Genomic DNA, 13,884 nt, shown 5'->3' with positions numbered 1-13,884 from the left:
GCGGCGTGACCATTGATCGGTGATTTGCCAACTGGTAACTTCGTCAGGCTTTTTGACGTGCCGCATTCCCCGCCGTTTTGGACGGATTTTCTACCGTGATCGCTCCCAATCGTGCCTCCGAACTGCCCGACGATCAGCGAATCGTCATCACCGGTATCGGTCTGACCGCGCCCAACGGAAACGATTGGGAATCCTACCGCGAGGCCCTGCTGTCGATGCGGAGCGGCGTGCAGCCGTACGAAGTGCGCTATTTCGGCGAGACGCTGGCGGGGATTTGCGATTTTGATACCCGCCGCTACCAGAGCAAGAAGGAAATTCGTCGGGGGACCCGTGCCGGCAGCGTGGGCGTTTACGCCGCAAACGAAGCGGTCCGACACGCCGGCATCGATTGGGAGAATACTGACAAGTCGCGGGTCGGCGTGTATGTCGGGGTGACCGAGCACGGCAACGTCGAGACCGAGAATGAGATCTACGTGATCAAGGGATTTGACTACGACACCAGTTGCTGGTCGCACCACCACAACCCGCGGACCGTGGCCAACAACCCGGCCGGTGAGATCGCTTTGAGCATGAAGATCACCGGACCGCACTACACGATCGGCGCGGCATGTGCCGCCGGCAACGCGGGGATCATCCAGGGGGCGCAGATGCTGCGGTTGCACGAGTGTGATTTGGCGATCGCCGGTGGCACCAGTGAGAGCATTCACACCTTCGGCATCTTCGCCAGCTTCAACAGCCAGAATGCTCTGGCCCGGCACGAGGATCCGGCCAAAGCGTCTCGTCCGTTCGACGTCGATCGTAGCGGAATCGTGGTCGCCGAAGGCGGCTGCCTGTACACGTTGGAACGTTTGAGCGACGCCAAGCGACGGGGAGCCGAAATCTACGGCGAGCTGGTCGGATACGCGATGAACACCGACGCCACTGATTTCGTGTTGCCCAACCCCGAGCGTCAGGCCGAGTGCGTCAAAATGGCGCTGCAGCGCGCCGGACTGCAGGCCGACCAGATTGACATCGTCAGCACGCACGCCACCGGGACCTCCAGCGGGGATGCCCAGGAGTGTCTGGCGTTGCGGGAGGTGTTTGGAGAATGCGAGAACGTCCGCATCAACAACACCAAGAGCTACATCGGGCACGCGATGGGAGCTGCGGGGGCGTTGGAATTGGCCGGGAATTTGTCGTCCTTTCGCGATTCGGTGGTTCATCCCACGATCAACGTGGACCAGCTGGATGAGGCTTGCCGGCTCCCCGGTTTGGTACTCAACGAACCCCAGGAAGGACGCAAAACCGACTACATCCTGAACAATTCGTTCGGGATGCTGGGAATCAACTCGGTGGTCATCATCGGCCGCATCTAGGGGTTCCTCAACTCTGGATTGGTGACCAGCGACGACGTGCTTTGCCACCACTTCACCCTCCCGCTCGCGGGAGGGTCGGAGACGAGGAACGAGTTCTCCGGGGAGGGTAGAGTCGGAAGCGAATGTCAAAATCTCCTGGCTCAGCAACAACCCTCCCCGCGTCGTCGCGGGGCTCCTCCGCGACCCTCCCGCTCGCGGGAGGGTGAACCAGAGCCACGCGGCTCACGCAAAGTGGGGCTTCCCAGCCAGGGGGCCTGCGGCAGGTCGTCTGGGAAAATCGGCGGACTTGGGCACTTCGAAATCCCCGCCGGACGCGTTAAGATTCGCGTTTGGCAAATGAGTCTTTCCCGCCCTCCTTTGACCTCAGAAATCAATGACGCCTGCTGAAATTCGCGAAGAAATCCTGGACATCCTCGAAGATATCTCGCCCGATGAAGATCTGGACGATTTGAAAGATGATGTGCCATTCCGCGATCAGCTGGAATTGGACAGCATGGACTTTCTGGACATCGTGATGGAATTGCGGAAACGCCACCGCGTCCAGATTCCCGAGGAAGACTACGGCGCGCTGGCCAGCATGAACACGACCGTCGAGTATCTTGAACCGAAGATGCGCGACATCGTCAAATCGTGATCACCTTACGCTTCTAACCCGCCGATCTTCGTGTCCGAGCACTACGACACCATCATCATCGGCGCCGGAATGAGCGGCTTGGCGGCCGGCATCCGCTTGGCCCATTACGACCAGCGTGTCTGCATTCTGGAACGCCACTACACGATCGGCGGATTGAATTCCTTCTACCGCATGGGGGGACGCGATTACGACGTCGGCCTGCATGCGATGACGAACTTTGCCCGTCGCGGCACGAAGAAGGGGCCGTTGGCAAAGCTGATTCGGCAGCTTCGATTCCGATGGGAAGATTTCAAGCTGGCCGAGCAAATCGGTTCGTCGATTCGGTTTCCCGGAGTCTCGTTGGATTTCAACAACGACATCGAACTGTTGGAAAGTGAGATCGCACAGCGGTTTCCTTCACAGGTCGACGGTTTCCGTTCGCTCTGTGATTCGCTGTTGGACTACAGCGACATGGACGGCAGCGATGAGCGGTTCGTCCGCTCCGCAAGATCCGTGATGGCGGAACATTTGAGCGAACCGCTGTTGATCGAGATGCTGCTGTGTCCCTTGATGTGGTATGGCAACGCTCGTGAGAACGACATGGATTTCGGTCAGTTCTGCATCATGTTTCGGGCCTGCTACCTGGAAGGATTCGGCCGTCCGTTCAAAGGCGTACGGGTGATTCTGAAGAACCTGGTGCGCAAATTCCGCGGGCTCGGTGGTGAATTGAAATTGCGCAGCGGCGTGGCAAAGATCCACGTCGAACAGGGACGAGCCGTCGGGGTGGTGCTTGACGACGGGACGGAACTGACGGCCGAGCGAATCCTCTCTTCGGCCGGCACCGTCGAAACGGCACGTCTGTGCGACGACGTCACCGAGGTTGACGTGGCCCGCGCGGGGCGGTTGTCGTTCATCGAATCGATTTCAATTCTGGACCGGATGCCCCAGTCCTTTGGGTTCGATCGGACGATCGTGTTCTACAACGACAGCGAGACCTTTCACTGGCAGATGCCGGAAGATCAGCTTTGCGACACCCGCACCGGAGTGATCTGTTCGCCCAACAATTACCTGTACGATGGCGACGAGGGCGAACTGCCCGATGGCGTGCTGCGGATCACCACGTTGGCCAACCACGATCGTTGGTGCGGTTTGCCAGAAACGGCGTACCAGGCCGAAAAGGTTCGCCAGTACGATCAGGCGGTTGAGTCATCGGTGCGGTTCATGCCCGATTTTCGGGGCTACGTCATCGACACGGATGTGTTCACACCCAAGACGATTCGGCGGTTCACCTGGCACGACAACGGTGCGGTGTACGGTGCTCCGGACAAGCAGTTGGATGGAACGACGCATCTGCCCAACGTGTTTCTGTGCGGGACCGATCAGGGGTTCGTGGGCATTGTCGGCGCGATCGTCAGCGGCATCAGCATGGCCAACCGGCATTGTCTGCAGGGTTGAGCGGGCGGTCGTCTCGGTTCGTCCAAAGTCTGGGCGTCGATCGTCGATGCGATGAGTTTATCCTGGCCGGTTCGGCCCCAGGGTCGATCCCGCTCAGGCCAATTCGGGCAGCTGTAGCGGCGGGAAGCGGCGAATCAAAAACGGATGGTCGATCATATCGAGCGGTATGAAGTCCTGGCAGAAACGTTCGCTTCCGAAAGCGCAGGCTTTTTCGATGACGTAGTAGCGGTTGAAGTCGTGCCGAGGCCGATTGACCGCTTCCAAGTCCAGGCATTCGAGAAAGTCCTGCCAATGGATGTTGAACCGGGTCCCGGATTCAACAAACCGTTGCAACGCCGAACGATCGCGAACAATCCACGACGGCCTGGGCGATTGCGGCAGAGAGAGTTCGGCGTCCAGGTTCTCCAGTCGACGGACGGCGTCGGAGCCTTTCATCCAACGGCTCAAACGCGACCAGTCTCTTTGCACCCGGCTGGCCAGGATCGAAAAATGGAATTGGGGCCACCGCAGCAGTTCGTCACGTTTTGCCAGGCAGCTCTGCAACAGACCATCCAGGGCGAGTTCCGGTGCCCGGGCGCGGGCCACGAAGGCGGGTTCCTCGCCCATTTCGGCCAGCAGGTTCAGAAATTCGTTTCGCGACCCTTCAAAGTCCAACATGGCCAACGCACCGATGAATTGAAATCGCCCCCGGGGGACATTGTATCGACATCAGCCGGTTCACCTTCCCGCGAGGAGGTTATGCAGCTTTCGCGATTGGCGTTGATACACCCTCCTTCGACTCGGGACGCTGTTCGTAAAACGAAAAACGTCGGCCGATCCCTGGGGATCGGCCGACGCATGTGATGTCATCGCGTTGCGAGCCGTGATCAGCTGTTTTGGATCGCCGCTTGGGCGGCGGCTAGCCGAGCGATCGGCACGCGGAACGGGCTGCAGCTGACATAGTTCAGCCCGACGCGGTGGCAGAATTCGACGGAACTCGGATCGCCGCCGTGTTCACCGCAGATGCCGACCTTGAGGGCCTTCTTGGTGCTGCGTCCTTTCTGGACACCCATTTCGACCAGTTGGCCGACGCCGGTCTGGTCGAGCGACTGGAACGGGTCGACTTCGACAATCTCTTGCTCCAGGTAGTCGGGCAAGAACCCGCCGACGTCATCGCGGCTGTAACCGAATGTCATCTGGGTCAGGTCGTTGGTGCCGAAGCTGAAGAAGTCGGCGTGTTCGGCGACTTCGTCGGCGGTCAGTGCGGCACGTGGGATCTCGATCATGGTCCCGATCGAAATGTCCAGGTTGCCGTCAAACTTCTTGGCCTTGATGGTCGCGGCGATCGTTTCTTCGACTTTGCGACGCAGGATGGCCAGTTCCTGGTAGGTGCCGACCAGCGGAATCATGATTTCCGGATGGGCTTTGACCTTCTTGCCGGCGCAATTGATGGCGGCTTCGGTGATCGCCCGGACCTGCATTTCCAGGATCTCCGGATAGGTGATGCTCAGACGGCAACCACGGTGACCGAGCATCGGGTTGGCTTCGTGCAGGGCCGAATTGCGTTTCTTGATCTCGCCCACTTTCACGCCCAACTGGTCGGCCATTTCCTTTTGGGGACCTGGCTCGTTCGGCAGGAATTCGTGCAGCGGCGGATCCAGCAGGCGGATCGTCACGGGCAGCCCGCTCATCGCCTTGAAGATGCCTTCGAAGTCTTTGCGTTGGAACGGCAACAGCTTCTTCAGGGCGTCGCGACGGGTTTGTTCATCCTGTGCCAGGATCATCGCCCGCATATGAACGATCCGATCCGGCTCGAAGAACATGTGCTCGGTTCGGCACAGCCCGATGCCTTCGGCGCCGAACTCGCGGGCCCGTTTGCTGTCGGCCGGCGAATCGGCGTTGGTGCGGACCGCCATGGTGCGGTACTCGTCGGCCCACTTCATCAGCTTGGCGAAGTCACCGGAGAGTTTGGGTTCCTGGGTTTCAACGGAACCCAGCATGACTTCGCCGGTGGTGCCGTCCAGGCTGATGATGTCGTTGGCACCGTAGGTCTTGCCGTTGACGCGAATCTTCTTGGCTTTCTCGTCGATCTGGACGTCACTGGCTCCGGCGACGCAGCACTTGCCCCAGCCCCGGGCGACGACGGCCGCGTGGCTGGTCGCACCACCGGTGCTGGTCAGGATGCCGACGGCGGCGCTCATGCCGTCGACGTCTTCGGGGCTGGTCTCGCGGCGCACCAGAATCACATCTTCGCCGGCGTCTTTGCGAAGCCGGGCGTCTTCGGCGGTGAATGCCAATTTCCCGACGGCGGCACCGGGCGATGCGTTGATGCCTTTGCAGAGCACGTCGGCCGCGTTGCGGGCGGTCGTCTTGAAGCTCGGCAGTAGCAATTGAGTCAACGCGTTCGGCGGGACCCGCATCACGGCTTCTTTCTCGCTGATCAGGCCTTCTTTGACCAGGTCGCAAGCGATCTTGACCGCTGCGATGCCGGTTCGCTTGCCGGTACGCGTTTGCAGCATGTACAGGGTGCCGCGTTCGATGGTGAACTCGATGTCCTGCATTTCGCAGTAGTGGTTCTCCAGCGTCTTCTTGACTTCCAGAAGTTCGCGGTGAATCGCGCGGTTCCATTTGGGCATTTCGGCGACCGGCTGCGGGGTGCGGATCCCCGCGACGACGTCTTCGCCCTGGGCGTTGACCAGGAATTCGCCGTAGAACTTGTTCTCGCCGGTGTTCGGGTTGCGGGTGAAGGCCACGCCGGTGCCCGAATCGTCACCCATGTTGCCGTAGACCATCGATTGGACGTTGACGGCGGTCCCCAGCAGGTGGCGAATGTTTTCGATCTCGCGGTACTTCACCGCGCGGTCGGTATTCCAAGATCCGAAAACAGCCTTGATGGCCAATTCCAGCTGTGCCACCGGATCCTGCGGGAAATCTTCCCCGGTGTGTTTCTTGTAGACATCCTTGTAGGCTTCGCACAACTCTTTCAGGCCTTCGGCCGGAACTTCGTTGTCGACGGTCACGTTGTGCTTTTTCTTGATCTTGTCGAACGCTTTTTCGAACTGGTGGTGGTCCATGCCCATCACCACGTCGCCGAACATGTTGATCAGCCGGCGGTAAGCGTCGTAAGCGAAACGCTCGTTCTTGGTCGCTTTGGCCAAGCCCTCGGTGGCGGCATCGTTCAGACCGAGGTTCAGGATGGTGTTCATCATCCCCGGCATGCTGACCGCGGCCCCGGAGCGAACGCTGACCAGCAGCGGGTTGGAGTCGTCACCGAACTTCTTGCCCAACTCCTTTTCCAGCTTCTTGACGGCCTTGGCAACTTCGTCCATCAGGCCGTGGGGCAGGTTTTCGCCGGCCTTGTAGTACTGATCGCAGACTTCGGTGGTGATCGTGAATCCGGGAGGGACGGGCAGACCGATCGATGTCATTTCAGCCAGGTTCAGGCCTTTTCCACCGAGTAAGTTCTTGGGTTTGCCTTTGCCTTCGGTTTTTGTCTTACCGAAGTAATAGACCATCTTGTTCGCCATGGTTGTTCTCTATCGAAACCGTCTCAAAGGGGGGCGTGAGCACACGACAAAAGACCGTCGATATCCTGGGTTACGTTCAAGGATCGTGAGGACGAATTTGTCGCAAAAAACTCGGGAGAAAGTAGACATCCGGGAGGAATCGGGGGCATGTCGGCTCGGCTTGGTGAGGCCGCGATTTTTGGGATCAAAATCGCCTAAGTCGCCCGATTCAACCACCTAGACCCGCCGAGCGGCCCTAAATCTATTTGCGACAACCGTTTTGGTCAATGAGAGGCAATCGCCCTAATCGGTCTCGGCGAGATTCCCCAGGGTCTCTACAATTCGGATCCCACCCAGGTGGATGCGTCTGACCACAACCGTCGTGCCCGTGCAGTCGTGCCCGTGCCGATGGACAGAACCGGATGCTAGGGCGACGGTGGTTGCCGTACCGGCGCCCAGCCCCGCGCGAGATCAGGTCGGTCGGTGCTCGGTTGCAGGTCCCAAGCCGACGACCGTGCCGGGAGCGCCTGCCGCCCCGGTCGGCGTGGCCGGAGAAAGGCTTCGCGGGGATGACAGCGTTCCGTGGGGATGACGGCGGGCCGACCGGTCGGGTGGGCACGCCGCTGCGGTTTGCCGGATGACGTGGCATGGCCGCCGCCAGAGGCAGTGGCCCTCGCGGCGCCGATCCCGGGGCTCCATCGCCTGCTGTTCACCAACCGCCTGCTGTTCACCATCCGTCTGTCGTTCACCAACGATCCCTTACCAACGCCGCATCACCGATGCCCCGAACCATGAGCACCGCCACCCCCGAAGTGAGCCCCGCAGCAGTGACCACCGCTACCAACCGATTGCGCATCTACAACACGTTGACCAAGAGCAAGGAGCCGTTTGAGCCGCTGGCTCCGCCGGCCGTCGGCATCTACCTTTGCGGGCCAACGGTTTACGCGGAGTCTCACATCGGCCACATGGTCGGTCCGGTGATTTTTGACACCGTCAAACGCTACCTTCGGTACTGCGGGTTCGACGTGACCTGGGTCGTCAACATCACCGACGTCGACGACAAGCTGATCAACAAGAGCAAAGAACGCGGCATCCCGGTTTCCCAGATCGCCACGGAGATGACGGCCGACTACCTGGCCAATCTTCGCGAGCTTGGCGTCAACCAGATCGACTACATGCCGCGGGCGACCGATCACATGCCGAACATCATCTCGTTCATCGAGCGGCTGATCGAAAAGGATCACGCCTACGCGGTCGACGGCGACGTGTTCTTTGACGTGACCAAGGATCCCAACTACGGCCAGCTGTCCAATCGCAGCGTCGACGCGCAACAGGGCGAGGGCGGCGAGGCGGCGGCCAAAAAGCGATCGTCCGGTGACTTCGCACTTTGGAAGGCTGCCAAGCCGGGTGAGATCTCTTGGGATAGCCCCTGGGGTGCCGGCCGTCCGGGCTGGCACATTGAGTGTTCCGCGATGAGTCACGAGATCCTGGGCGATACCTTCGATATCCACGGCGGCGGCCTGGACCTGATGTTCCCGCACCACGAAAACGAACTTGCCCAAAGCGGGTGCTGCCACGACGCACCGATGGTCAAGTATTGGATGCACAACGGATTGATGCGCGCCGGCGAGAAAGGCAAGGTCGGCGGAAAAAGCGATCGGGAAGGTGCCGATGCGGAAGCGGACACGGCGGGAAAGATCAGCCGTTCCAAAGGTGACGGCGGCCTGAGCGGGTTGATTCGGCGGCACACCGGCACCCGCATTCGGTTTTTCCTGCTGCGAACGCACTACCGTTCGACGATCGTCTACAGCGAAGCCGGTTTGGAAGAAGCCGGTGCGTCGCTGGACGCTTTCTACCGCTATTTCGAGCGATTCGAGCAGATCAGCGGTCGGTCGTTTTACGACGACAAGAACGAGCCCGGGCAACAGTTGGCGCCGGCGAAAACACGTCCGGAGGGCGAGTTCGATCCGGGCGACGACGAGCTGTTGCGGGACGTTCACGCATTGCGTCAGAAGTTTCTGGACGCGATGGACGACGACTTCAATACCGGCGCGGCCATCAGCGTGCTGTTCGACTGGGTGCGGCTGTGCAACCGATTTGTCGATCAGAAACAGCTTGCCGCCGGCGCCGATGCTGCTTCACCGGCCGTAAGTTCCCTGGTCGCAGCCACCCGCTGCCTGAAGGAAATGACCAACGTGCTGGGGCTATTCGTCAAGGAGCCGCCGGCCAGCGGTGGTGACGGTGCGTCCGACGAATTGTTGGACAAGACGGTGCAACTGCTGATCGATCTGCGAAAGGAAGCACGCGAGCGAAAGGATTACGCGACCGGCGATGCGATCCGAGATCGGTTGGGCGAGATCGGCATCTCCTTGCTGGACAAGAAAGACGGAACAAGTTGGGAAGTGACGGCATGAAGCCCAGTGCGGCGGTCAAGCTGGCCGGCGCCCAAGCCGGTGGAAACCCGGTGACCATCCTGGGAATCGACCCGGGATTGAATATCACCGGTTACGGCGTGGTCCGGGTCAGCGGCGGCCAGTTTCAATTGGTCGAAGCCGGCGTGGTCCGCAGCCCTGCCAAAGCGGCGATCGAAGTCCGGCTGACCGAGATTTACAGTGGCGTCGTCGAGGTGATCGAGGAGCATCGCCCGGATTTCGTGGCACTGGAACAGTTGTTTTCCCACTACTCGCGGCCCAAGACGGCGATCCTGATGGGGCATGCCCGCGGGGTGATCTGCCTGGCCGCCGGATCCGCCGGCATCCCCGTCAAAAGCTTCGAACCGACCAAGGTCAAGAAGGTGATGACCGGCAACGGACATGCACCCAAGCATCAAATGCAGCAGGCCGTCAAACTGCAGCTGAACCTGAACGAAGTCCCCGAACCGGCCGACGTTGCCGATGCCCTGTCCATCGCCATCTGCGGTTTTCACCTCAGCCACAACCCTCTGTTCGGATAGATTGCCAACGTGATTCTAACCATCGCAGGAAAGCTCTCCAGCGTCACCGAATCTTCGGTCGCGATCCAGTCGGATCCGTTCGAATACGAAGTTCTGGTCGGCGACTACACCCGTCGGCAATTGCAAGGACAGATCGGACAGTCGATCCGTCTGCACACGATGGATTACATCGAAGGCAATGCCCAGGGTGGTGGCCGATTGACGCCTCGGCTGGTCGGGTTCTCCACCGAACCGGAGCGTCAATTCTTTGACTTGTTCTGCAGCGTTGACGGCGTGGGCGTGAAGAAAGCGCTGCGGGCGATGGTGCGACCGGTCAAAGAATTGGCCGTGATGATCGAGCAGCAAGACGCGAAGGGCTTGTCGGCGCTCCCCGGCATCGGTCCCGCGACCAGCGAACGGATCATCGCCAAACTGCGTCGCAAGATGCCCCGTTTTGCCCTGATGGTCGACCAGTCCGCGGGGCCGGCCGGAGAGTCCGCTGGCGAGAGCAATCAGGTGGTCAGCGAAACGTTCGATGCTCTGATCACGCTGGGGCACACCGAGTCCGATGCGCGAAAGCTGATCGATGAAGCCTTGGCAAGCAAGAAGAAGTTCAAGGACACCGAGTCGCTGTTGACGGCCATCTACCAGAAATCGACTTGACCGTCGGATGTGCCGGTCCCCAGCCATCCGCCGTCGCCACACGGCACGTCGGCGTAGCCACCGTCGCCAGACGGTGGATCGGTGTAGCCAGACGGTGGATCGGTGTAGCCAGACAGTGGATCCGTGTAGCCAGACAGTGGATCCGTGTAGCCACCGTCGCCAGACGGTGGATCGGCGCCGCCCACAGCGATCACGATCGCATCCACCGTTGGCGATTACGCAACCGCAAATCAGACGCTCTAGCTCCGCTTCCCGGATTTCGCACGGGATCCGGGATGGCTACTTGGCGGTCTCGATGAACGTGGTCTCGCGCATCACCGTGACTTTGATTTCGCCGGGATACAGCAACTCGCGTTCGAATGCTTTGGCGATTTCGTGACACACCACGGCCGCCTGTTCGTCGCTGGTAGTGGTGCTGTCGACGATCACGCGGACTTCTCGGCCGGCGCTGATTGCAAAGGCCTGGCGGACACCCTCGAACCGCATCGCGATCGATTCCAGTTCTTCCATCCGCTTGATGTAGCGTTCCAATGACTCGCGCCGCGCGCCCGGGCGGCTGGCGCTGCAGGCGTCTCCGGTGGCGACGATCATGGTGTAGGGGTGTTCGACGACGATCTCGTCGTGATGGCCGAGTGCGGCGTGAACGACTTCGGGGGCTTCGTTGTTTCTCCGCAACAGGTCGGCGCCGATTTTTGGGTGACCGCCTTCCAATTCGTGGTCGGCCGCCTTGCCGATGTCATGCAGCAGCCCGCAGCGTCGCGCCAGATCGCCGTTCATGCCCAGCATTTCGGCGATCATGCCGGACAGGAAGGCGACTTCGATGCTGTGCCGCAACACGTTCTGACTATAGGATGTTCGGAAATGCAGGCGTCCGAGCATCTCCAACAACCGATCCGACAGCCCGGGGACGTTGACCTCGTCGGCCGCTTCGCGACCTTTCTGCATGATCAACTCTTGCATTTCCTTGCCGGTTTCTTCGACGGTTTCCTCGATCTTTGAGGGATGGATGCGGCCGTCGGCAATCAACTTGGTCAACGCACGTCGGGCGATCTCGCGGCGAACCGGATCGAACCCGCTGACCAAGACCACGCCCGGGGTGTCATCAATGATCAGGTCAATGCCGGTGGCTTTCTCGAACGCGCGGATGTTGCGGCCTTCGCGGCCAATGATCCGCCCTTTCATGTCATCGGTCGGGACGTCCACGCTGCTGGTGGTGGTGTCGGCGGTGAAGGCCGAGGAGTAACGCTGGATCGCGGTCAGCAGCAGCTTGCGGCTCTGTTCCCGCGCGGTTTCGGCGATCCGCTTCTTTTGTTTCAGCAGTACCTTGCCGCGTTCGTGCTCAAGTTCCTCATTGAGCGTTTTCATCAAACGATCGGTCGCCTCGGCGCGGGACAGGCCGGAGATTTTTTCCAGCAGTTGCATCTGCCGTTGCTCCAGCCCGTCCAGTTCGCCGCGTTTTTCGCTCAATTGACGCAGCCCGAGGTCCAGCCGTTTTTGGCTGTTCTCCAGCCCTCGTTGCTGCTTCCTCAGCGCGGCCTCCTGCTGATCCAACTGCTCGCTTCGGCGATCCAGTTTCTCCTCTCGGGCCAGCAGTCCCCGCCGTGAATCGGCAATCTCGGACTCGCTGGCGGATTTGATCTTGAGCGCCTCTTCCTTGGCCTCCAGCAGGATCTGCGACTTCAACGCTTCCGATTCGCGGTGCGCCTCGTTCAGCAATTCGTCGGCTTTCTCGGCCAAGCGGATTTTGTAAACCGAGTACTTCCAACGCTGGTAGCCGAGCATCAGCACGGCACCGGCGAGCACTCCGGCGAGCGCGTACAGGGGAAAATTGTCGTCGAAAGACAAAGAGACCCCGAGCAGCGGCCAATCGCACCAGAGCAGCGGCCAATCGCCCCGGAGCAGGGGGAGCAGGAGGGATTCGGGTGACGTGGAGGGAAACAGCATTTCGAACCGGTCAGGAGATTCCATCAGCCGATCGGCCGCACACCAACAGCGCCGTGGTCGAATTCATCGACGGCATGTTCAATGGGGAATTCGGTAGGCAGAGGAGATTTGTAAGCTAGTGGGGTCCCGGTGGGGGCATGCCGATTGGCAACGGCGGGTGGCAATCGGTCGGGGCCGCTAACCCGGCGATCGGCGATCCGGTGACGGGTGCCCGTACCGGGTACAGATCGTGGGCAAGATCCTACCAAATTTGCCTGAAGTGTGCGTGTGCAATGTGTTATCGCCGATCATCTCGCAGCCCGATTTTCGGAATCCCATGAATAAATCTCCAGCGTGGTCGGAAACGCTGCGGGCGATCGAGGCGGCCTGGCCCGTGGACCGTTACCGCGACGTCGGCGTCGTGGTCGCTTGCAGCGGCGGGGCGGACAGCGTGGCACTGGTGCGCGGGCTCGGCGAGCGGATTGCCGACTCCGCAACACGGCTCGGCGAGCCCCAGGGGGTTCTGGTCGTCGCACATTTCAATCACCGTTTGCGTGGTGCCGAATCTGAAGCCGATGTGTCGTTTGTTCGTCAATTGGCTAATGATTTGGGACTACGGTTCGAGTCCGAGGCGGGGACCGGGGAGCAAGAAGATGAGCAATCGGCCCGGGACGACCGGCGACAATTTTTGGGCGATGTTGCGCGTCGCCACGGCGCCCGCTACGTCGCGATGGGCCACTCACTGGATGACAACGTCGAAACAGTGTTGCACCGTCTGCTCCGGGGGACCGGGCCGGCGGGATTGACGGGGATCAGCCCATTTCGAAGTCTGTCCCATCGCCCCGAGGATCGCGATTTGGTGGTCGCCCGTCCGTTGCTGGCGGTGCGGCGACAACAGATTCGACAGGCGTTGCACCAGTTGGGCCAGGATTGGCGCGAGGATCGTACCAACACGTCCACGCGTTACCGACGCAACTGGGTACGCCACGAGCTGATCCCTCGGTTGCAAACGGAGTTTCCCGACGCGGTCGAAGCAATCGATCGCGCCATTTCCGGCCAGCGACAATGGGCGGAGGCGATGGAGTCACGCGTGCAGTCATGGATCGAATCCAATGTGATTTCCCAGCAACCGCTTCGCATTCAACGGTTGGATCGGTCGGTGTCGGCCGCGTCCGGCGACTCTGCGTCGGCCACGTCGGATCAGGCCATCGTGGTCGAATCGTTGCGGCGATGTTGGTATCAGCGTGGTTGGCCGTTGCAGCCCTTCGGGCAGCGACAATGGAATTCGGTTTTCCAGATTCTGTGTGGCGAGGGACCGGCGACGATCACTTTGCCGGGCGCGATCGAGGTTCGCCGCGATCAACAGGCCGTCTGCTTTCTGCGCCGGCAGGCCCGGTCGACTACACTGCGGCCGACGTGACGTCCCACCAATGCGCCCCGGTGTGATCGTTGCGGTGC

The 13,884-nt window shown here is 60.7% G+C and carries 11 protein-coding genes; 7 read left to right on the top strand and 4 right to left on the bottom strand.

From position 1 onward, the window contains the following. The first annotated feature begins 95 nt into the window (after positions 1–95). From FYK55_RS06810 to FYK55_RS06800, 3 genes are all read left to right on the top strand, one after another. Positions 96–1,355, top strand: coding sequence for a beta-ketoacyl-[acyl-carrier-protein] synthase family protein (locus FYK55_RS06810; RefSeq protein ID WP_150075625.1), 1,260 nt, complete (start codon positions 96–98; stop codon positions 1,353–1,355). Between the two features lie 373 nt (positions 1,356–1,728). Next, positions 1,729–1,989, top strand: coding sequence for an acyl carrier protein (locus tag FYK55_RS06805; RefSeq protein WP_150075624.1), 261 nt, complete (start codon positions 1,729–1,731; stop codon positions 1,987–1,989). A 30-nt stretch (positions 1,990–2,019) separates the two neighbouring features. Further along, entirely contained in the window at positions 2,020–3,423 is a 1,404-nt protein-coding gene (locus tag FYK55_RS06800; RefSeq protein ID WP_235908481.1) for a phytoene desaturase family protein, read from the top strand. A gap of 93 nt (positions 3,424–3,516) precedes the next feature. On the opposite strand, the gene FYK55_RS06795 is transcribed toward FYK55_RS06800, so the two are convergent. Both FYK55_RS06795 and ppdK read right to left on the bottom strand, forming a co-directional pair. Next, positions 3,517–4,080, bottom strand: coding sequence for a hypothetical protein (locus FYK55_RS06795; RefSeq protein WP_150075623.1), 564 nt, complete (start codon positions 4,078–4,080; stop codon positions 3,517–3,519). 209 nt (positions 4,081–4,289) lie between these two features. Continuing rightward, a complete protein-coding gene (gene ppdK, locus FYK55_RS06790; RefSeq protein WP_150075622.1) occupies positions 4,290–6,929 on the bottom strand; it encodes a pyruvate, phosphate dikinase in 2,640 nt (879 codons plus the stop codon). 770 nt (positions 6,930–7,699) lie between these two features. Between ppdK and cysS the strand changes: the two genes are divergently transcribed. The 3 genes from cysS to ruvA are packed head-to-tail and all read left to right on the top strand — an operon-like array spanning position 7,700 to position 10,503. After that, positions 7,700–9,322, top strand: a complete 1,623-nt coding sequence (gene cysS / locus FYK55_RS06785; RefSeq protein ID WP_150075621.1) for a cysteine--tRNA ligase — start codon at positions 7,700–7,702, stop codon at positions 9,320–9,322. A gap of 59 nt (positions 9,323–9,381) precedes the next feature. Next, complete coding sequence (gene ruvC, locus FYK55_RS06780; RefSeq protein ID WP_150075860.1) at positions 9,382–9,861, top strand: crossover junction endodeoxyribonuclease RuvC; 480 nt, start codon at positions 9,382–9,384, stop codon at positions 9,859–9,861. A gap of 9 nt (positions 9,862–9,870) precedes the next feature. Beyond that, positions 9,871–10,503 (top strand): Holliday junction branch migration protein RuvA, encoded by a 633-nt coding sequence (gene ruvA, locus FYK55_RS06775; protein ID WP_150075620.1) that lies wholly within the window; start codon positions 9,871–9,873, stop codon positions 10,501–10,503. On the opposite strand, the gene FYK55_RS06770 is transcribed toward ruvA, so the two are convergent. Then, positions 10,485–10,697, bottom strand: a complete 213-nt coding sequence (locus tag FYK55_RS06770; RefSeq protein ID WP_161604347.1) for a hypothetical protein — start codon at positions 10,695–10,697, stop codon at positions 10,485–10,487. The two genes, ruvA and FYK55_RS06770, sit on opposite strands and share 19 nt — an antisense overlap. Positions 10,698–10,782: 85 nt before the next feature. Further along, on the bottom strand, positions 10,783–12,471 hold the full coding sequence (gene rny / locus FYK55_RS06765; RefSeq protein ID WP_315854039.1) for a ribonuclease Y: 1,689 nt from the start codon (positions 12,469–12,471) through the stop codon (positions 10,783–10,785). 292 nt (positions 12,472–12,763) lie between these two features. Here rny and tilS point away from each other — a divergent pair, with 292 nt between their 5' ends. Beyond that, positions 12,764–13,846 (top strand): tRNA lysidine(34) synthetase TilS, encoded by a 1,083-nt coding sequence (gene tilS / locus FYK55_RS06760; protein WP_150075618.1) that lies wholly within the window; start codon positions 12,764–12,766, stop codon positions 13,844–13,846. Positions 13,847–13,884 lie beyond the last annotated feature (38 nt).

The sequence above is a fragment of the Roseiconus nitratireducens genome, assembly GCF_008629675.1.
GTDB lineage: Bacteria > Planctomycetota > Planctomycetia > Pirellulales > Pirellulaceae > Stieleria > Stieleria nitratireducens.
Note: the sequence above shows the minus strand (reverse complement) of the source record. Positions and strands in the feature narration are given on the sequence as shown.